The organism is Enterobacter cloacae complex sp. P2B (assembly GCF_014895985.1).
Lineage (GTDB): Bacteria > Pseudomonadota > Gammaproteobacteria > Enterobacterales > Enterobacteriaceae > Enterobacter > Enterobacter bugandensis.
In genome coordinates, this window is sequence record NZ_JADBQQ010000010.1 from 1 (window position 1) to 19,660 (window position 19,660).

A 19,660-nucleotide genomic window follows, 5' to 3' on the forward strand; every position below is an offset into this window, starting at 1 on the left:
GTAGTGATTGCAGCGGTCAGCGTTGTTTTACCATGGTCAACGTGGCCGATAGTACCGACGTTAACGTGCGGTTTTGTACGTTCAAACTTTTCTTTAGACATCGATTGTCCCTCTAAGACACGGATAAATCGGTGATATCACCACATCAACCAGGCGAAATGCCTGAATTGTTGAATACAGTAAAATTGAAACAGAGAGAAACGGGAAGGAGAAGTGAAGTGGTGCTGATACCCAGAGTCGAACTGGGGACCTCACCCTTACCAAGGGTGCGCTCTACCAACTGAGCCATATCAGCACGTATTGGAGCGGGCAGCGGGAATCGAACCCGCATCATCAGCTTGGAAGGCTGAGGTAATAGCCATTATACGATGCCCGCATCCTGAAACTCGGCTACCCAGTTCTTTCTGTAACAAAAAAAGAGATTTCTCTCTTTTTCAGTTTGAGCTGGCTAATTTTTCCAACCAGCTCCGGCGGCATTTACGCTGCCAGAAAGTGGTGGTGGGGGAAGGATTCGAACCTTCGAAGTCGATGACGGCAGATTTACAGTCTGCTCCCTTTGGCCGCTCGGGAACCCCACCGGACTTGATGGTGCCGACTACCGGAATCGAACTGGTGACCTACTGATTACAAGTCAGTTGCTCTACCTACTGAGCTAAGTCGGCATCAAGTAGCGCGCATTCTATGGATACCTGCGCGGTCATGCAACTAAAAATTTGCATAAAACGTTCTTTCGCTCACATTTTATGCGAACGCAGCGCTAAGCGATGTAAAAGTAGCCATTCCGGGTCAAATAATCAACATACAGGCATGATTTACATCGCATACACCGTAGCGTGACGGCTTCCGCGTAACGCAGCGCTTTCCATCTTTTTTCTTATTATTCCCGCCATCTGGTGTTAACCTCCTGCCCATTGTCCAAAATTAACTGTGTGATGAGCCACGTCCCGGCAGCATAGCGCTGGCTCACTGAAGCATGCTTATGAGCAAAAAAGAGCAAACGTTAATGACGCCTTATCTTCACTTTAACCGCAGCCAGTGGGCTGCCCTGCGTGATTCCGTCCCTATGACGCTGACGGAAGGTGAAATCGCACGGTTAAAAGGGATAAACGAAGATCTGTCCCTGGAAGAGGTGGCAGAAATTTATCTCCCCCTCTCTCGCTTGCTTAACTTCTATATCAGCTCCAACCTGCGCCGTCAGGCGGTGCTGGAGCAGTTCCTCGGAACCAATGGTCAGCGCATTCCTTATATCATTAGTATTGCGGGCAGCGTGGCCGTGGGTAAAAGCACTACCGCACGCGTGCTGCAGGCGCTGCTGAGCCGCTGGCCGGAACACCGCAGCGTTGAGTTGATCACCACCGACGGCTTCCTGCACCCGAACGAGGTCTTAAAAGAACGCGGGCTGATGAAGAAGAAGGGCTTCCCGCTCTCTTATGATATGCACCGTCTGGTAAAATTTGTCTCTGACCTGAAATCTGGCGTGCCGCACGTCACGGCGCCGGTCTATTCACACCTGATTTACGACCGCATCCCGGATGGGGATAAAACGGTAGTCCAGCCGGATATCCTGATCCTTGAAGGTTTGAACGTGCTGCAAAGCGGCATGGACTATCCTCATGACCCGCATCATGTGTTCGTTTCGGATTTCGTCGATTTCTCTATCTATGTTGATGCGCCGGAAGATCTGCTGCAGAACTGGTATATCAACCGCTTCCTGAAGTTCCGCGAAGGGGCATTCACCGACCCGGACTCCTATTTCCACCACTACGCCCAGCTTTCTGAAGAAGAGGCCATTAATGTGGCCAGGGGGCTGTGGAATGAGATCAACTACGTGAACCTCAAAGAGAACATCCTGCCGACGCGCGAGCGTGCGAGCCTGATCCTCACCAAGAGCGAGAAGCACGCCGTCGACCAGATTCGCCTGCGAAAATAGTCAGGCAGACATAAAAAAACCGGCTTAGCGCCGGTTTTTTTCGTTATGCGTGCGGCTTCTCGCCATTTTCATCCTGATCGACCGCAAAGCAGGCGACCAGCTGACCGCCATAATCCTTCAGCTGCGGCTGAAGCTGGGTGCACGGGCCAAAGCGGCGGCTGCAGCGCGCGTTGAAGGCACACCCCGGCGGCGGATTCAGCGGACTTGGCAGTTCACCCGTCAGCTTAATGCGCTCGCGACGATCGTCCGGGTTCAGACGCGGCGTCGCAGACAGCAGCGCCTGGGTGTACGGATGACGAGGATTACTAAAGATCTGCTCTTTGGTCCCCTTCTCCACGCAGCGCCCCAGATACATCACCATCACTTCATCGGCAATATGCTCCACCACCGACAGGTCATGGGAGATGAAGACATAAGACAGCCCCAGATCCTGCTGGAGATCCATCATCAGGTTCAGCACCTGTGCGCGCACGGACACGTCGAGCGCCGAAACCGGCTCATCGGCAATCACTACGTCCGGATCGAGCATCAGCCCGCGGGCGATGGCGATACGCTGACGCTGGCCGCCGGAGAACATATGCGGGTAGCGGTCGTAATGCTCGGTTTTGAGGCCGACCTTCGCCATCATTGCCAGCGCTTTTTCACGGCGCTGCTCTTTGCTCAGATTGCTGTTAATCAGCAGGGGCTCTTCCAGGATCTGTCCCACTTTTTTACGCGGGTTCAAAGAACCGTACGGGTTCTGGAACACAATCTGGATTTTCTGGCGGCGCAGTTTCTGCGCCTGCGGATCGTGCTTGAGCAGATCCTGGCCCTGATAATAAAGCTCACCGCCGGTCGGGACTTCAATCATCGTCAGCAGACGGCCCAGCGTCGATTTCCCGCAGCCTGACTCCCCCACCACCGCCAGCGTTTTACCGCGTTCGAGGTTAAAGGAGACGCCGTCCAGCGCTTTCACCAGGCGCTCAGGGGCAAAAATCCCCTTTTTCACCGGGTAGTGTTTTTTCAGGTCGATGGCCTGCAACAGCGGCTGCTGCGTGGTGGCCTGTTGCGTACTCATAGTGTTGGCCTCCCGGCATCATCGAGTGGGTAGTGGCATTTTGACTGTCGACCGTCGGCCAGCAGATTCAGCTCAGGCTCCTCAACGCGGCATTTGTCCGTGGCATACGGGCAGCGCGGATTAAGCAGACAGCCCTGCGGACGGTCGTACTTGCCCGGAACCACGCCCGGCAGCGACGCCAGACGCGCTTTGTCCTGAGCAAACTCCGGCAGCGCGCGCAGTAGTGCCTGCGTATACGGATGACGCGGCGCGCGGAAGATATCGTGCGAATTTCCGGTCTCAACCACCTGGCCCGCGTACATCACGATGATCTTGTGTGCCGCTTCGGCCACCAGCGCCAGATCGTGCGTAATCAGCACCAGCGCCATGTTCTCTTTCTGCTGCAACTCCAGCAGTAGCTCGATGATTTGCGCCTGAATGGTCACATCCAGCGCCGTTGTCGGTTCATCCGCAATCAGCAGCTTTGGTCGACAGGCAATCGCCATGGCGATCATCACGCGCTGGCTCATCCCACCGGAAAGCTGGTGCGGGTATACGTCCAGCCGCGATGCCGGGTCAGGAATACCCACCTGGTTCAGCAGGTCGATCGCGCGCTGGCGACGGGTTTTCTTGTTACCACCCTGGTGCACCTTAATCGCTTCCATAATCTGGAAGCCGACCGTGTAGCACGGGTTCAGGCTGGTCATCGGGTCCTGGAAGATCATCGCCACTTCGGCGCCCACCAGCTGGCGGCGCTGTTTCTCAGAAATGCGCTTAAGGTCCTGACCGTTGAACTGCAGGTTTTCCGCCATCACGCGGCCCGGGTAATCAATCAGCCCCATGATTGCCAGTGAACTCACCGACTTACCGGAACCGGACTCCCCGACGATACCAACCACTTCGCCCTGATTGACGCTGTAGCTGATGCGGTCCACGGCGCGAAACGGGGTGCCTTCGTCGCCGAAGTGCACCGATAATTTATCTACATTTAATAACGCCATCTCGTGCCTCTTACTGCTTCAGTTTGGGATCAAGCGCATCACGCAGGCCATCACCCATCAGGTTAAATGCCAGCACCGTCAGCAGGATTGCCAGACCCGGGAAGGTGACAACCCACCAGGCGCTTTGTGCGAACTGCAACACGTCGGAGAGCATGGTGCCCCACTCCGGTGTTGGCGGCTGCGCACCCATGCCCAGGAAGCCAAGAGCGGCCATATCAAGAATGGCGTTAGAGAAACCGAGCGACGCCTGAACGATCAGCGGCGCAAGGCAGTTAGGGAAGATATTAACGAACATCTGGCGCATCGCACCGGCACCCGCCACGCGAGAGGCGGTGACGTAGTCGCGGTTCACTTCCACCAGCACCGCCGCGCGTGTTAATCGCACGTAGTGAGGAAGCGCCACGAAGGTCAGCGCCAGGGCGGCGTTACCGATCGACGGGCCGAAGATCGCCACCAGCACCAGAGCCAGCAGCAGGCTTGGCAGTGCCAGCATGATGTCGACGATACGCATAATGATGTTATCAACGATGCCGCCGAAGTAACCGGCAACCAGGCCGAGGATGATCCCCATAATCAGGGAGAGCACCACCACCAGACAGCCAACCAGCAGCGACAAACGCGCGCCGTACATCAGACGCGACAGCACATCGCGGCCCACATCATCGGTACCCAGCAGGTGCGCCAGGCTACCGCCATCCTGCCATGCAGGAGGTGCCAGCAGCGCATCGCGGAACTGATCCGCCGGGTTATATGGCGCCAGAAAGTTCGCAAACACCGCAATCAGAATCATGATAGCGACATACACCAGCCCGACTACCGCGCCTTTATTGCGCTTGAAGTAGTGCCAGAACTCCTGCAGCGGCGTCATTGGAACCGGTGCAGCAACAGCTTTGTTTTCAGAAACCTGTGACATGATGGCCCCTTACTTCTTATGACGAATACGCGGGTTCACCACGCCGTACAGCAAATCGACCAGCAGGTTGACGAGGATAATCATCGTCGCGACCAGCAGCACCCCACCCTGCACCACCGGATAGTCACGGCGTTGCAGCGCATCAATCAGCCAGCGTCCGAGGCCCGGCCAGGAGAAGATGGTTTCCGTCAGGATCGCCCCCGCCAGCAGCGTACCCACCTGGAGGCCGATAACGGTCACCACCGGCAGCATGGCGTTACGCAGCGCGTGGACGATGATGACGCGCATGCGGGTTAAACCTTTGGCGCGCGCGGTACGGATGTAATCTTCACCCAGCACTTCCAGCATGGAGGAACGGGTCATACGCACGATCACCGCCAGAGGAATGGTGCCCAGCACCATGGCAGGCAGGATCATGTGCGCAACGGCATCAATGAAGTTGCCCTCCTCGCCCCAGATGGCCGTGTCGATCAGCATAAAGCCGGTTAACGGATTGGTATCATCAAGGAAGACCATATCGCTGACGCGTCCGGAGACCGGCGTCAGGTTCAATTGCACCGAGACCAGCATGATCAGCATCATGCCCCACCAGAAGATAGGCATGGAGTAACCGGTCAGCGCCAGACCCACGGCGGTATGGTCGAAAATAGAGCCACGCTTAACGGCAGCCAGTACCCCAACAGGAATACCCACCGCAGTGGCGAAAATCATGGCGCAGATGCCAAGCTCCAGCGTCGCTTTAAAACGCGGCACGAACTCGTCCCACACTGGAAGACGGCTTTTTAACGAAATCCCTAAGTCACCGTGCATCACGCCCCAGATATAGTGGAGGTACTGCTGCCACATCGGCTTATCGAGGCCGAGTTCAGCCAGCAGCTGCGCATGACGTTCAGGGGAGATACCACGCTCGCCCGCCATAATCATTACCGGGTCGCCGGGGATCATATGGACGAAGGCAAAAGTGAGAAGGGTGATACCGATAAACGTCGGGATAACAAGTCCCAGACGTCGGAGGATGAACTGCAACATAACCCGGATTCTCTCTGATGACGCACGGCCAGTGGCGTGACGTCTGTATTGCTCACAAATCTTATTCCCTCCCCTTTCAGAGAGGCAATAAAGCACTGCTGCCGGGTGGCGCTACGCTTACCCGGCCTACATACCGTAGGCCAGTGCAAGCGCAGCGCCGCCTGGCGTTGCTTTTAATTATTCAACCGATACGTTTTCGAAGTGGTGTTTGCCCAGTGGATCAACCACGTAGCCCTTCACTTCTTTACGTACTGGCTCATACACGGTGGAGTGAGCAACAATCAGTGCCGGAGCCTGATCGTGCATAACAACCTGAGCCTGCTTGTAGAGTTCAATACGTTTGTTGTGATCGTCAGTCGCACGCGCCGGCTGGATCAGGTCTTCAAACGGCTTGTAGCACCAGCGAGAGTAGTTAGAGCCGTCTTTCGCTGCCGCACAGCTGAACAGGGTGGCGAAGAAGTTGTCCGGATCCCCGTTGTCACCGGTCCAGCCCATCATTACCGCCTGGTGCTCACCCGCTTTGGCGCGCTTCAGATACTCGCCCCACTCGTAGGTCACAATCTTGGCCTGAACGCCAATTTTCGCCCAGTCAGCCTGGACCATTTCCGCCATACGGCGTGCGTTCGGGTTGTACGGACGCTGTACCGGCATCGCCCACAGCTCGACGGTAAAGCCTTTATCCTGGCCCGCTTCTTTCAGCAGCGCTTTCGCTTTCTCAGGATCGTAACTGTAGTCCTTAACGTCGTCGTTATAGCCCCACATGGTTGGTGGGATCAGGTTCTTGGCAGCAACGCCCGCGCCCTGGTAAACGGCCTTGATGATCGCTTCTTTGTTCACCGCGTAGGTCAGCGCCTGACGTACTTTCACGTCATCAAACGGTTTCTTCTCGGTGTTGAAGGAGAGATAGCCTACGTTCAGGCCCGCCTGCTCCATCAGGTTGATGTTCTTGTCCTGCTTCATGCGCGCGATGTCTGCCGGGTTCGGGTACGGCATCACCTGGCATTCATTTTTCTGCAGTTTAGCGTAACGCACGGATGCGTCAGGCGTGATGGAGAAGACCAGACGGTCGATCTGCGGCTTGGTGCCCCAGTAGCCCGGGAAGGCTTTATACAGAATACGGGAGTCTTTCTGGTACTGCAGCAGCTGGAACGGGCCGGTACCGATTGGGTTCAGGTCCACTTTTTCCGGCGTGCCGGCTTTCAGCATATTGTCCGCATACTCTTTAGAGAGAATAGAGGCGAAGTCCATGGCCAGGTCAGCCAGGAATGGCGCTTCCGGACGGGTCAGCACGAACTGAACGGTTTTATCGTCTACTTTTTTCACTTCGGCGATCAGGTCAGGCAGACCCATCCCTTCGAAGTATTCGTAGCTGCCGCCAGACACTTTGTGGTACGGGTTCTGGGCGTTTTTCTGACGGTCGAAGGAGAACACAACGTCGTCGGCGTTAAAGTCGCGCGTTGGTTTGAATTCTTTGCTGTCCTGCCACTTCACGCCCTGGCGCAGGTGGAAGGTATAGGTTTTGCCGTCTTCGCTGATGTCCCACTTCTCGGCCAGACCCGGAATCACTTCCGTGGTGCCGGTTTTGAATTCAACCAGACGGTTATAGATCGGTACAGAGCTTGCGTCGTAAGTCGTACCAGAGGTAAAGAGCTGTGGGTTAAAGCCTTCCGGCGAGCCTTCAGAACAGTAAACCAGGGTTTTTGCCTGTACGCTTGCTGCCACGGTCATAGCCACCAGGCTCAGACCAAGCTTCAGCATCCCTGACTTCTTCAAGGAAATACTCATTATTCTGCTCCAATGTGATGTTTTGCTTTGTTGTGTTACGCCGCCAGACCTTTATTTATTTTTTACCCGGTCCGGTCGGAGGTGCCCGAAGGCGTTAAAGGGATGGAGAATCCTTTCAGAAGAGCGTTTGAGTTGCAGCGCAGATCGTCCCTGAAATGCCCCTCATGCCCTACAATCTGTCAACAGAATGTGAAAACGTCAATACAGGTGACGGGGATTTGCGCCGAGTGTGAGAAACCGCAAACAAAGATTAAAAAAACCCTGAACGCCAGTTTTCAGCAGGGAAATTTATGCTACTCGCCAACTTGCAGCACAAATATCTTCATATTTCGCAACAATCAGTGATTAACTTTTATTCAGAATGGGTAAATTTTCTTGCAGAATGGTGATTATCTGAGCACTAAATACCGCGAACGTTAAAACGCACAGCGAAAAATGCTGAGGTTATCCATAAGCAACGCGAAAAAAGATCAATCTATATATAAAAAAATACAATGGATTATGTCACAAAATCGTTAACAGGCAGGAAGAAGCGGGGATAAGGGGCATTTTACTGAATCAGGATGAGTAAGCCGTTAATGCAAAAAGGGCTAACCTTGCGGTTAGCCCTTTTCAGAATGTGGTCGGCGAGAGAGGATTCGAACCTCCGACCCACTGGTCCCAAACCAGTTGCGCTACCAAGCTGCGCTACTCGCCGAATGCGGAGCGCATCTTACTGCTGAGGTGCGCCCCCGTCAATCCCTTATTTTCAAAAAGCCATTCAACTGGCGATATTCTCGCCAGAGCAGCTACTGCGCGGCTTTTGCGGTGTTATCAGGGAGTTTACACCAGTTGTTGTTTTCGTTAATCCCACCGTTCGGTGAGGTATAGCCGAGGCAACCCATAATGGTGTCGTACAGCTCAACGTGACGGCGCGGCACCTTCATTTCCGCCTCTTTCTTAAGCTGAGCAAACATCTTCGCTTTCTCCGGATTTTCAAGATACTTATCCGACATCCACATGATCATCGGCACGCGGAACTGCTCCGGCGGTGCCAGCTTGCGCGGCGTACCGTGCAGGTGCTCTTTCTCATTAATGGACTCACCGTGGTCTGCGGCGTAGATAACAATCGCTTTTTTATCACGCAGCTGGTCAATCACGCGGCTCAGGAAGGTATCCACATACAGAACGGAGTTATCGTAGGCGTTGATCAGCTCCTGCTTGCTGCAGTCTTTATTAATGCCTACGCACTCAGGCTGCCATTTCGCGAAATCGCGCGTGTAACGCTGGTAATAACTGTAATGCGACCCTTTGGTATGCAGAATGACGAGATGTTTGCCCTGCGGGTGATTCTTCAGAGACTGGGACATCTCCTCAAGCAGCAGCATGTCGTCCACGTTTTTCCCGCGGTTGCGAGGCTCGGCACCAATCTGCTCACGATACGCGATGTTATCTGCCAGCGTGTTGGTGTAGAACCACATCTCACTTTGCATGGCGAACAGATCGGAGCTAAATCCAAGCTGCTTCAGCACGGCAAAGACGTTTTGTTCTTTCAGCGTACGTTGCGGGTTATCGCTCGCCCCGCCTTCACGCACAAACATACAGCGCAACGAGAGCTTCGTGGCGGTATCGCAGGAATAGCCGCGGTAAGCCACCAGATTCTTCTCCTGCGCCAGTTTCGGTGTGGTATCGCGGTCATAACCGAGGATACCCATATGATCCCAGCGCGTCGTTTCACCGATGACAAAGACTACATAAGTATCATCCAGCCCGTCAGCCGGCGCCTGGTAGGTGAACTTTTTGGTCGGGTTAATCAGCGATTTCACATCGCTGGATTCGTCCGCCTGCGCCCAGGCGTAAAGACCTAACGCGGACAGCCAGTTGGACGGCAGATACGAGTTAGCCACCACGCCGCCATAGCTCGGCATATCCACGCCCGTCGCTTTTTCGATCCGTTTTTGCTGTTTTTCCATCAGGCGAATCGGCGCCCACACCAGCAGGCCTGCCAGCAGAACGACGGCGACGTTGCGGATGCGCTGTCCCCGGGTACGCAGCTGGCGTAACAGGGTATAACGGCAGGTATTACTCCAGATAAAGAAGAGCGGGATCAGGCAGGTCAAAATCGTCCATATGATGAACCCTTGACCCACCACCTCTTTCGAGAGGTCGATGTCCGTGGTCATCACCGAGGCGACAATACCGTAGCCAATGACCACGTTCATGAATGTCATGTAATAGCTTGCGGCGGCAGAGATAATCACCACCAGCGAGGCCAGAATTTGCCATGTACGTCGGCCAAAAAGTGAGAGCAGGCGTAACAGGAAGAAGGTTGCCAGGATAGAGCCAAACACTTCGATGACGGCAAAAATTCCATTTCTTACGCTGAGGTGTTCGAAATAACCTTCCACACGTCTGAACAGTACCGCGCCATTCAGAAACAAACCGATATAGACAGCCAGCATCAGACACAATCTTTGCTGGGTAAGAGACCTAATATATTTCATGCAAACAACCCTGGGGGAAGGGGTATAAAGATCCGCCGAATCTCAGTGAGAAAGCTGACAGAGTAAGTAGATGCGAGCGAAACCGTTATCAGAAACGTCTACAAGCGCGATAAGTAGACCACAGCGGGAAAGAAAAGTGGCAGCAGAGAGTGTGATCGAGGAAATTTTTTACAAAATAACAAGTCCGAAAGTGATGTTGAGATAAAAAAAGAGGCCCTGAGGCCCCTTTTCATCGAATCATGCATGCGCTTCTTTATACACCTCGCGCTGCGGCTGACGAATCGTTGTGGACAGCGCCAGCGAGATAATCAGCAAGGCAAATATCACGCAGAAGGTTACGTAGAAGCCACCGAACAGCGAGGCAATCAGCGACCCGCAGATACTGCCGATACCGAAGCCGAGATAAATGACGCCGTAGTTTTTCGCCAGATTGTTGAGGCCAAAGAACTCGCTCACCAGCGACGGGAAAACGGTAATGGTGCCGCCGAAGTTAAAGGCGACGCAGGCAATCGCCGCAAAGAAGGTCGCCTCGTTCAGCGGTGCAAACAGCAGCGCCGCCATGCCTACCAGAGAGATGACCTGCCCCAGCGTAATCACGCGGATGCGGGCGATTTTGTCAGACAGGATACCGAGCACCAGACGACCCGAGAGGTTAGCAATGGAGATGACCGTCACCGCATTCGCCGCCGTCGCGGCATCCAGTTTTACCATCCCCTGCGCGATATCCTTTGCCACACCGATGACATACAGACCGCTCATGCAGGCCGTCAGGAACATCACCGCCAGCATCCAGTACTGCGGTTTACGCATGGACTGCGCGAGGGTGAAATCATTCTCCACCACGCCGTTAACGGTTTTCACTTCCTGCTGCGGGGCATCTTTCATCAGCGTGGCGCCAAACAGAATCATCACCAGGACAATTGCCCCCCAGATCATGAACGTTTTTTCGAGGCCAACGGACGCCAGCAGTTGAGAGTCGATAAATTTAAAGCCAAGGCTGCCCAGGCCATAGGAGCCGATAGCAAACGCGGAGATCAAGCCTTTACGCTCCGGGAACCACTTCACGCAGTTCGACAGCGTCAGCAGGTAACCTGCGCCGTCCGCCAGCCCCACCAGCACGCCGGCGCTCAGCCACAGCATCATCAGGTTGCTGGAATGCGCCGTCAGGAAAAAGCCCAGGCCCAGCAGAATGCCGGAGGCCATGGTCACGCGCTTCACGCCGAAGCGTTCCTGAAGTTTGCCCGCCACGGAAGAGGAAATCGCTAATCCAAGACTCAGCAAGCCGAAAGAGAATGCCACCTGGCTTATCGGCGCGCCGAGCTTATCAGACAAGGCGCTGTTAAACAGACTCCAGGTATAGACCGAACCCAGTGCGAACTGGGTAATGATGGTGCCGAATAGCGTCAGCCAGCGCGTGCGGTTATAGGTTGAGGTGTTCATGGCAGTATCCTGCAAGAGAAATTAAGGAAATTCGCTGAGGACACGATAAACAAAACCCCTAAACGCCAGGGGTAAAACGGCATGAAATGCAGGAGAAACGGAATGAAATGCCTGGAAGCGGGAATGAACGACCTTGCCAGAGAAGAAAACGTTTAAAGGTGAGTGACCACTATCACCACACCCCTCGCCGTTATTGTATTAAATATGTTACCGCAGCGTTTAAAAAAGTAACAACCCTAAAATTTGGCGCTTAAGCCCAGGGTATACAAATATTCTTCTTCCGACTGCTGGTTGTAGCTGATCTTCGCCCAGGGGTGTAAATCGCCGTACTGGGTATCAACACGCCACCCCAGCGAGTTCACGCTGGCATGCCAGAGGGGTTCGGTAAGCGACTGCGCGGTGGTTGTATCACTAAACGTATTTACCGTTGAGGGTGGAGTGCCCTCTGTGCGCCACGCCATGACCGGCCCGGTTGTGATATGCCCCGCCACGGGAAAATTCCAGCCAACGCTCAGAACGGTTTCCGCATCCGAACCGGATGGGTCGTTCAGCGAAAAGCCCGCAGCATTCTGCGAATGGTTAATACGCTCCGCGAGAATATCTTCATAACGAGGTTGGTGATCGGCGTCCCATGTATAGCGTTCTGTCGTATTACTTTGTGCATCTGAAACGATATATTCCTGTTGCCACGCAAAAACGGTGTTACATATAAGCAGGCAGGCTGAAACGCCCACCAGGCCAGAAGCAGCATGGCGACCACTGATTTTTTTTATCATCATCAAAGCGACTCCAGAAAGAGCCGAGTTCGGCGATATATGTCATTGTTCGAAGAGGTATTAGGGCATATAGCCCTGTATTAACTATTGTCTCTTTAGCAGACACGTCAAGCCGGGCAGATTGAAATTTTTGCGTTTATCGTATCAGGAAGGGAGATGACCTATGCAACGTTGCGGTTGGGTAAGCCAGGATCAGCTTTATATCGATTATCACGACAAGGAATGGGGCGTACCGGAAACCGACGGTGAAAAACTGTTTGAAATGATTTGCCTTGAAGGCCAGCAGGCCGGTCTGTCGTGGATCACCGTTCTGAAAAAGCGTGAGAACTACCGCAATGCCTTCCATCAGTTCAATCCGGCTGCGGTGGCCGCCATGACCGACGACGACGTGGAAAGGCTGGTTCTGAATCCCGGTATCATCCGCCATCGCGGTAAAATTCAGGCCATTATCGGTAACGCGCGGGCTTATCTGGCGATGGAGCAAAACGGCGAACCCTTCTCAGCATTTGTCTGGTCGTTTGTGGATAACGAGCCGAAGGTGACGCGGGCCGCCACGCTTGCAGAGATCCCAACCTCGACCCCTGCCTCGGATGCCCTGTCGAAAGCGCTGAAAAAACGCGGCTTCAAGTTTGTGGGCACCACCATCTGTTACTCCTTTATGCAAGCCTGCGGGCTGGTCAATGACCATATTACGGGCTGCATCTGCCACCCGGAGGGCAACCATGATCCGCAAATGGCACAGTGAGAATACCGCTCAGCTCCTGAGACTGTGGCTTGAGAGCACCACCGAGGCGCATCCGTTTATCGACGCCGACTACTGGAAAGCGAACGAAGCGCTGGTGCGGGATGAATACCTTCCCGCCGCCGAAACCTGGGTCTGGGAGGAGAACGGCACGCCGCGCGGTTTTATCAGCGTCATACAGTCGCAGTTTGTGGGGGCGCTGTTCGTTACGCCAGCGTATATCGGAAAAGGCATCGGGCGCGCGCTGCTGAACCATGTTCAACAGCGCTTCCCGCACTTAACCCTGGAGGTGTATCAGAAAAATGTCCGGGCGGTGAATTTCTACCATGCTCAGGGCTTTCGCATTGAAGACAGCGCCTGGCAGGATGACACCCAACACCCGACGTGGATCATGAGCTGGCAGGCGGATCAAACGCCGTTAAGGTAAGCTCGGGCCCCTCATATTTCTCGACCCAGGCCAGCGCCGTGTTCCCTGCGCAACCATTCCCCAGCTTCGAGCTGGGGAGATCTTTGGTCAGCACGTTAACCGCCCCGTTTTTACAGATCCCACCTTCGGTGGGCTCAAGGTCGGGCCAGGCTCCCTGATGAATACAGATCACGCCTGGCTTAATCCCGTCGCTGACCACCGCCCCTGCCAGCACCTGTCCACGCTGGTTCCAGACGCGCACCACGTCACCGTCCGCAATCCCACGCGCTTTGGCGTCTAAAGTATTCAGCGTAATTGGCTCCCGCCCGGCGACCGCATACTGCTCGCGCAGAGAGGTGTAGTTAAGCTGACTGTGCAGACGATGCGCCGGATGGGCAGACAGCACCTGCAGCTGCGCCGGCTGAGCGTTGCCGTGCCACTCGTCCGGCTCCAGCCACGAAGGGTGTGGCGGACAATCGACATATCCAAAGCTGGCGATGCGCTCGCTGTAGATCACAATCTTGCCGCTCTCGGTTTTCAGCGGATGGTTTTCCGGGTCGCGACGGAAATCGGCGAAACGGACAAATCGGGCGTTCTGTTCGCTTTCCGGCATTTCGAGAATCTGGTTCGCCTCCCAGAATTCAGCAAATGGCGGAAGCGTCACGCCCTGCGCCGCACCACGCTGTCCGGCGATCTGGTAGAAACTCTCCAGCCACTGCAGGTCATTTTTCCCTTCGGTAAAGCGTTCGCGACCGCCCGCTTCCCAGAGATCGCTCAGTTCAGCAAACACGTCAAAATCATCACGCGCTTCATCACGCGGGGCCACCACGCGCTTCATCGGCACCATATGCTGGTTGCTGTAATCGCCGGTCATGGTGAGATCGTTACGCTCAAACGACGTGGTCGCCGGCAGCACGATATCGGCATGTTTGGCCGAGGCGGTCCAGAAGCACTCAGAAATCACCACCAGCTCCGGCTTTTGCCAGGCGCGGATCAGGCGATTGGTATCCTGATGGTGCGTGAAGTTTGCCCCGCCCGCCCACCAGACAAACTTAATGTCCGGGAAGTGGCGGTCCAGACCATTATGCTGATAAAAACCGCCCGGGTTTTCCAGGGCTTCAACGATTCGCGCCACCGGGAGTTTATCCACGGCATCCACGCCGCCCTGCACCGAGCCTTGCAGGGACGCCAGCACCGCCGCTTTACGCGTTGGGTTACCGCCGTTCGCAAAATGATAGGAAAGACCAAAACCGCCGCCCGGCGTACCAATCTGTCCTAGCATCGCGGCAAGGGTCACCAGCATCCAGTGTTTCTGCTCGCCAAACTGCTGGCGCTGCATCCCCCAGCCGGACATTAACATCGTGGTATTTTTATGGAACAGTGCCGCCAGTTCGCGGATTTTAGCGGCTGGAACGCCACAAATTTCCGCGGCCCACTCTGCCGTTTTCACTACCCCATCAGATTCGCCCGTCAGGTAGTCGGCGAATTTGTCGAAGCCGGAGGTGCACCGGGCGAGGAAATCGCGGTCGTGCCAGCCGTTCTCCACCAGCGTATGGGCGATACCCAGCATCATCGCCACGTCGGTGCCCATATGAGGAGCAATCCACTCGGCGCTGTCGCCGAAGAAATCCATGGTTTCAGAACGCATCGGATCAATGCAGATGATGCGTTTGCCGCTTTTGCGCAGCGCGTCGAAATACCCAATCCCCTGCTCGTCGCTGGCATTCCAGGCAATTTTCAGCGTGTTCAGCGGGTTGGCGCTCCACAGCACCACCACGTCGGTGTGCTGCAGCACCAGCGGCCAGCTGGTCTGCTGCTGGTACACTTCGTTTCCTCCCACGACGTACGGCATGATCGCCTGCGCCGCGCCGGTCGAATAGTCTCCCAGATGACCGGTATAGCCCCCGGCCAGGCTCATGTAGCGCTGCAGCAGGGTCGAGGCCTTATGCAGCACGCCGTTCGAGCGCCAGCCATAGGAGCCGGCAAAAATGGACGATGGGCCATAGCTGTCGCGAATGCGCTTATGCTGCGTATGGATCAGCGCCAGCGCATCGTCCCAGCTCACGCGAACAAACTCATCCTGACCACGGATCCCCTGCGGCTTATCCGGCGAGGCCAGAAAACCTTTGCGCACCATCGGCCAGCGCACGCGCGTTTTGCTGTGCACCTGATCGCGTACGACGGTCTGTAACGAATTGGGATGTTGTGTTGGCAGTGCCCCACGGGACGACAGAACATTTTCGCCATCGGTTTCGACCAGCATCGGCCCCCAGTGGGCGGCGGTCAGAATGGTTTTTGTTGAGGTGCTCAAGCGTGCGCTCCTGGTTGCGTGCAGGTTTACGGCCTTCTCGTTGAGGCCGTTTATGGTTTGTCACAAATTTCAGAGTTATACCCGGAATTTTCTCCGTATCTGGACGTCATAATCAACTGCCACGCTCGCCGTGGCAAAGAATAAAAAGGATTAAGGAAAGAAGATGAAAAAACGCGTACTCGTTATTGCCGCTCTGGTGAGCGGTGCACTGGCTGTTTCTGGCTGCACAACCAACCCTTACACCGGTGAGCGCGAAGCGGGTAAATCCGGCATCGGCGCAGGTATCGGCTCGCTGGTCGGCGCAGGCGTTGGGGCACTCTCCTCCTCCAAGAAAGACCGCGGCAAAGGTGCGCTGATTGGCGCAGCGGCAGGCGCGGCGCTGGGCGGCGGCGTCGGTTATTACATGGACGTGCAGGAAGCGAAACTGCGCGACAAAATGAAGGGAACCGGCGTGAGCGTCACCCGCAGCGGCGATAACATCATCCTGAACATGCCGAACAACGTGACCTTTGACAGCAGCAGCGCCACGCTGAAACCCGCGGGCGCGAACACCCTGACCGGCGTGGCGATGGTGCTGAAAGAGTACAACAAGACCGCCGTGAACGTGATTGGCTACACCGACAGCACCGGCAGTCAGGATCTGAACATGCGTCTGTCTCAGCAGCGTGCCGATTCCGTGGCCAGCTCCCTGATAACCCAGGGCGTTGAAGCAAACCGCATCCGCACCAGCGGCATGGGTCCTGCCAACCCTATCGCCAGCAACAGCACGGCGGAAGGTAAAGCGCAAAACCGTCGCGTAGAGATTACGTTGAGTCCGATTCAGTAATCCCGAGGGAAAGGGCCGGGGTGAGGGCAACAGACCGCACACCCCGGCATGAACCACTTGCCATCGTTGATTTTCCCGCTAAGGTATTCTCACTAAATTCAGGGAAATCAGCGATGAGCAAACCAGCCCGGGCCACCATCAGCGACGTGGCGAAAGCCGCCAAAACCGGTAAAACCAGCATTTCGCGCTACCTTAACGGCGAGAAACACCTGCTGTCCGACGCATTGCTGGCGCGTATTGAACAGGCCATTGCAGATCTCGACTATCGTCCCAGCCTGATGGCGCGCGGGCTCAAACGCGGTCGCACCCGTTTGATCGGCCTTATTATCGCCGATATCACCAACCCCTACTCCGTCAACGTCCTCAGCGGTATCGAGGCCGCCTGCCGCGAGAAGGGCTTCACGCCGCTGGTCTGTAATACCAACAACGAAGTCGACCAGGAGCTGCACTACCTCGATCTGCTGCGCAGCTACCAGGTGGAAGGGATTGTGGTTAACGCAGTAGGCATGCGTGAAGAGGGCCTGCACCGCCTGCAGCAGTCCTCCCTGCCCATGGTCCTCATCGACCGTAAAATCCCGGAATTCGCCTGCGATGTCGTCGGGCTGGATAACACCCAGGCAGCCACAACCGCGACCGAGCACCTGATCGAACAGGGCTTCGAAGCGATTCTTTTCCTGAGCGAACCCCTGGGCATGGTAAATACCCGACGCGACCGCCTGGCGGCATTTCGCGCCACGCTTGCGCGTTATCCCGGAGCGATCGCCGAAAATGCCGAAACGCCGCTTCACGAAGCCGACCAGATCGACAACACCCTGCGCCAGTTCCATACCCGCCATCGCGGGATGCGCAAAGCCGTTATCTCCGCCAACGGGGCGCTGACGCTTCAGGTCGCCCGCTCGCTCAAACGCATTGGCCTGCACTGGGGCAGCGATATCGGTCTGCTGGGCTTTGATGAGCTGGAGTGGGCGGAGCTCGCTGGCGTGGGTATTACGACCCTTAAACAACCCACCTGGCAGATTGGCTATGCCGCTGTAGAACAAGTGATTCGTCGTATTGAAGGTACCCGCGATGCCGTACGCGAGCAGGTCTTCTCCGGCGAGCTGATCGTTCGCGGCTCCACCGCCCGTTAATTCCCCCTTGTGATAGCGATCATAAATTCGACATCCTGATCTTTTCTTTGGAACCGGTTCCATCTAGCGTAATAGTATTGATATGTTGCGATGGAGTCCGAAGATGGGCAGGAAAATCATGGTGGTCACCGCCGCGTATGGCGCGGAACAGGTGCGACAGGCAGGCGGTCAGCGGGCGATGCTCCCCGTTATTGCAGGCGCAGGGGCAGACGGCGTGGAGATCCGCCGCGAACTGTTTAACAGCGAAGAGCTGCTGGCGCTGCCTGCACTGAGCGAATCCATCGAGCTAATGGGTCTGCTGGCGTGCTACTCCGCGCCCGCCGCCCTGTTTATGGCCGACGGCACCCTTAACCCGAACCTGCCCCGCTATCTCTCTGAGGCCAACACCCTTAACGCCCTGTGGCTGAAGGTTTCTCTGGGCCATTTCAGCGACACACAGCCTCTCGACGCCCTGCGCGCCCTGCTGAATGCCAGCGGTATGGCGCTTGTTGTGGAGAACGATCAGACCGACTGCGGGCAGCTCGCGCCCATGCGGCGCTTCCAGGCCTCCTGTCGGGAAATGGCGTTGCCCGTCACGCTGACCTTCGACATGGGCAACTGGCTGTGGGTCGGCGACTCCCCCGAAGAGGCCGCACGTCACCTGGCCCCTGCGGTGAGCTATATCCACGTTAAAGCCGCCGTGCCGCATAAAGATAACTTCCGCGCCGTGGCGCCGGACCGCGCAGACGCGCGCTGGCTGGATCTGCTCGGCCAGCTGCCTGCAGATGCTCCGCGCGGTATTGAGTTCCCGCTGGAAGGGGCGGATTTAACCGCCGTTACCCGTCATTACGTCAACCTGCTGCGCGAGGAGTAAATCATGCACAAAACGCTGGATGCCATCACGATCGGCGAGGCTATGGCGATGTTTGTCGCGACCGAAACGGGCGAACTGAGCGCGGTAGAGCACTTTATCAAACGCGTAGCGGGCGCAGAGCTGAACGTCGCGACCGGCCTGGCGCGTCTCGGTCTGAACGTCGGCTGGGTCAGCCGCGTGGGGGATGACAGCTTTGGCCATTTCGTTCTCGACTCGCTGAAAAAAGAGAATATTGATGCCGCAGGCGTCACCCTGGACGGACGCTTTCCTACCGGCTTTCAGCTTAAATCGAAGGTCGAAAATGGAACCGATCCCATCGTGGAGTATTTCCGCAAAGGTTCGGCGGCAAGCCATCTCTCAACGGAAGATTACCACGCCGGCTATTTTGCCTCCGCGCGCCATCTGCACCTGAGCGGCGTGGCGGCGGCGCTCTCTGACAGTTCCTATGAACTGCTGGACCATGCGGCAACGACCATGAAGTCGCTGGGCAAAACGATCTCTTTCGATCCGAATTTGCGCCCGGTGCTGTGGAAAAGCGAAGCGGAAATGGTCGAGAAGCTGAACCGCCTTGCGTTCCAGGCGGACTGGGTTCTGCCGGGCCTGAAGGAGGGGATGATTCTGACGGGTGAAAATACGCCGGAAGGCATTGCTGATTTCTATCTGAGTCAAGGGGTAAAAGCGGTGGTGCTGAAGACCGGTGCCGATGGTGCATGGTTCAAAACGGCAGACGGCGAACAGGGCGCGGTCGCGGCGGTGAAGGTTGAGAACGTTGTCGACACCGTCGGCGCGGGCGATGGCTTTGCCGTAGGCGTCATTAGCGCCCTGCTGGAAGGCAAACCGCTGCAGCAGGCCGTCGCGCGGGGCAATAAGATTGGCTCGCTGGCGATTCAGGTGCAGGGCGACAGCGAAGGATTGCCAACGCGAGCAGAGCTCGGCGTTTAAATTCCCTCTCCCTGTGGGAGAGGGCCAGGGTGAGGGCAGCATGCCACACCAAATAAT

The 19,660-nt window shown here is 56.0% G+C and carries 17 protein-coding genes and 5 tRNA genes; 7 read left to right on the plus strand and 15 right to left on the minus strand.

The genetic code is table 11. From position 1 onward, the window contains the following. The 5 genes from IM313_RS08860 to IM313_RS08880 form a co-directional block, all read right to left on the minus strand. Positions 1 to 101 (minus strand): GTP-binding protein (locus tag IM313_RS08860; protein ID WP_029364778.1); only part of this gene is annotated, 101 nt, incomplete at its 3' end. Between the two features lie 118 nt (positions 102 to 219). Next, positions 220 to 295, minus strand: a tRNA-Thr gene (locus tag IM313_RS08865). Positions 296 to 301: 6 nt separating this feature from the next. Next, positions 302 to 376: transfer RNA gene (locus tag IM313_RS08870), tRNA-Gly, on the minus strand. Between the two features lie 117 nt (positions 377 to 493). Further along, positions 494 to 578 (minus strand) — tRNA-Tyr (locus IM313_RS08875). An 8-nt stretch (positions 579 to 586) separates the two neighbouring features. After that, positions 587 to 662, minus strand: a tRNA-Thr gene (locus IM313_RS08880). Positions 663 to 979: 317 nt separating this feature from the next. Here IM313_RS08880 and coaA point away from each other — a divergent pair. Then, positions 980 to 1,930, plus strand: a complete 951-nt coding sequence (gene coaA / locus IM313_RS08885) for a type I pantothenate kinase (protein WP_032644951.1) — start codon at positions 980 to 982, stop codon at positions 1,928 to 1,930. A 43-nt stretch (positions 1,931 to 1,973) separates the two neighbouring features. On the opposite strand, the gene dppF is transcribed toward coaA, so the two are convergent. From dppF to IM313_RS08930, 9 genes are all read right to left on the minus strand, one after another. Beyond that, positions 1,974 to 2,987, minus strand: a complete 1,014-nt coding sequence (gene dppF, locus IM313_RS08890; RefSeq protein ID WP_045260007.1) for a dipeptide ABC transporter ATP-binding subunit DppF — start codon at positions 2,985 to 2,987, stop codon at positions 1,974 to 1,976. Continuing rightward, entirely contained in the window at positions 2,984 to 3,967 is a 984-nt protein-coding gene (dppD, locus tag IM313_RS08895) for a dipeptide ABC transporter ATP-binding protein (RefSeq protein WP_041911597.1), read from the minus strand. Before dppD ends, dppF begins: the two co-directional genes overlap by 4 nt. A gap of 10 nt (positions 3,968 to 3,977) precedes the next feature. Further along, on the minus strand, positions 3,978 to 4,880 hold the full coding sequence (gene dppC / locus IM313_RS08900) for a dipeptide ABC transporter permease DppC (RefSeq protein ID WP_028015093.1): 903 nt from the start codon (positions 4,878 to 4,880) through the stop codon (positions 3,978 to 3,980). A gap of 9 nt (positions 4,881 to 4,889) precedes the next feature. Continuing rightward, positions 4,890 to 5,909, minus strand: a complete 1,020-nt coding sequence (gene dppB, locus IM313_RS08905; protein ID WP_028015092.1) for a dipeptide ABC transporter permease DppB — start codon at positions 5,907 to 5,909, stop codon at positions 4,890 to 4,892. Positions 5,910 to 6,086: 177 nt separating this feature from the next. Further along, positions 6,087 to 7,694 carry a dipeptide ABC transporter periplasmic-binding protein DppA gene (gene dppA / locus IM313_RS08910; protein ID WP_028015091.1) on the minus strand — a complete coding sequence of 536 codons (1,608 nt, stop codon included), beginning with the start codon at positions 7,692 to 7,694 and terminating at the stop codon, positions 6,087 to 6,089. A gap of 620 nt (positions 7,695 to 8,314) precedes the next feature. After that, positions 8,315 to 8,391, minus strand: a tRNA-Pro gene (locus IM313_RS08915). A 91-nt stretch (positions 8,392 to 8,482) separates the two neighbouring features. After that, the gene (eptB, locus tag IM313_RS08920; RefSeq protein ID WP_028015090.1) at positions 8,483 to 10,177 is read right to left on the minus strand and encodes a kdo(2)-lipid A phosphoethanolamine 7''-transferase; all 1,695 of its coding nucleotides are present in this window, start codon (positions 10,175 to 10,177) and stop codon (positions 8,483 to 8,485) included. Positions 10,178 to 10,414: 237 nt separating this feature from the next. Further along, positions 10,415 to 11,617, minus strand: coding sequence for an MFS transporter (locus IM313_RS08925; RefSeq protein WP_041911599.1), 1,203 nt, complete (start codon positions 11,615 to 11,617; stop codon positions 10,415 to 10,417). A 236-nt stretch (positions 11,618 to 11,853) separates the two neighbouring features. Then, positions 11,854 to 12,396: a lipase gene (locus tag IM313_RS08930; RefSeq protein WP_192971796.1), complete on the minus strand. Its 543-nt coding sequence runs from the start codon at positions 12,394 to 12,396 to the stop codon at positions 11,854 to 11,856. 160 nt (positions 12,397 to 12,556) lie between these two features. Here IM313_RS08930 and tag point away from each other — a divergent pair, with 160 nt between their 5' ends. After that, entirely contained in the window at positions 12,557 to 13,138 is a 582-nt protein-coding gene (gene tag, locus IM313_RS08935; RefSeq protein ID WP_192971797.1) for a DNA-3-methyladenine glycosylase I, read from the plus strand. Beyond that, a complete protein-coding gene (locus IM313_RS08940) occupies positions 13,116 to 13,562 on the plus strand; it encodes an N-acetyltransferase (protein ID WP_028015086.1) in 447 nt (148 codons plus the stop codon). Before tag ends, IM313_RS08940 begins: the two co-directional genes overlap by 23 nt. On the opposite strand, the gene IM313_RS08945 is transcribed toward IM313_RS08940, so the two are convergent. Then, positions 13,525 to 15,804 (minus strand): molybdopterin guanine dinucleotide-containing S/N-oxide reductase, encoded by a 2,280-nt coding sequence (locus IM313_RS08945; protein ID WP_239006654.1) that lies wholly within the window; start codon positions 15,802 to 15,804, stop codon positions 13,525 to 13,527. The genes IM313_RS08940 and IM313_RS08945 overlap by 38 nt on opposite strands. 211 nt (positions 15,805 to 16,015) lie before the next feature. Here IM313_RS08945 and IM313_RS08950 point away from each other — a divergent pair, with 211 nt between their 5' ends. The 4 genes from IM313_RS08950 (at position 16,016) to IM313_RS08965 (ending at position 19,603) form a co-directional block, all read left to right on the plus strand. Then, positions 16,016 to 16,678, plus strand: a complete 663-nt coding sequence (locus tag IM313_RS08950; protein WP_008502762.1) for an OmpA family lipoprotein — start codon at positions 16,016 to 16,018, stop codon at positions 16,676 to 16,678. A 113-nt stretch (positions 16,679 to 16,791) separates the two neighbouring features. Further along, the gene (locus tag IM313_RS08955; RefSeq protein ID WP_192971799.1) at positions 16,792 to 17,808 is read left to right on the plus strand and encodes a LacI family DNA-binding transcriptional regulator; all 1,017 of its coding nucleotides are present in this window, start codon (positions 16,792 to 16,794) and stop codon (positions 17,806 to 17,808) included. A 103-nt stretch (positions 17,809 to 17,911) separates the two neighbouring features. Further along, positions 17,912 to 18,661, plus strand: a complete 750-nt coding sequence (locus IM313_RS08960; protein WP_192971800.1) for a sugar phosphate isomerase/epimerase — start codon at positions 17,912 to 17,914, stop codon at positions 18,659 to 18,661. 3 nt (positions 18,662 to 18,664) lie between these two features. Then, positions 18,665 to 19,603 (plus strand): sugar kinase, encoded by a 939-nt coding sequence (locus IM313_RS08965; protein ID WP_192971801.1) that lies wholly within the window; start codon positions 18,665 to 18,667, stop codon positions 19,601 to 19,603. The last annotated feature ends 57 nt before the right edge of the window (positions 19,604 to 19,660 follow it).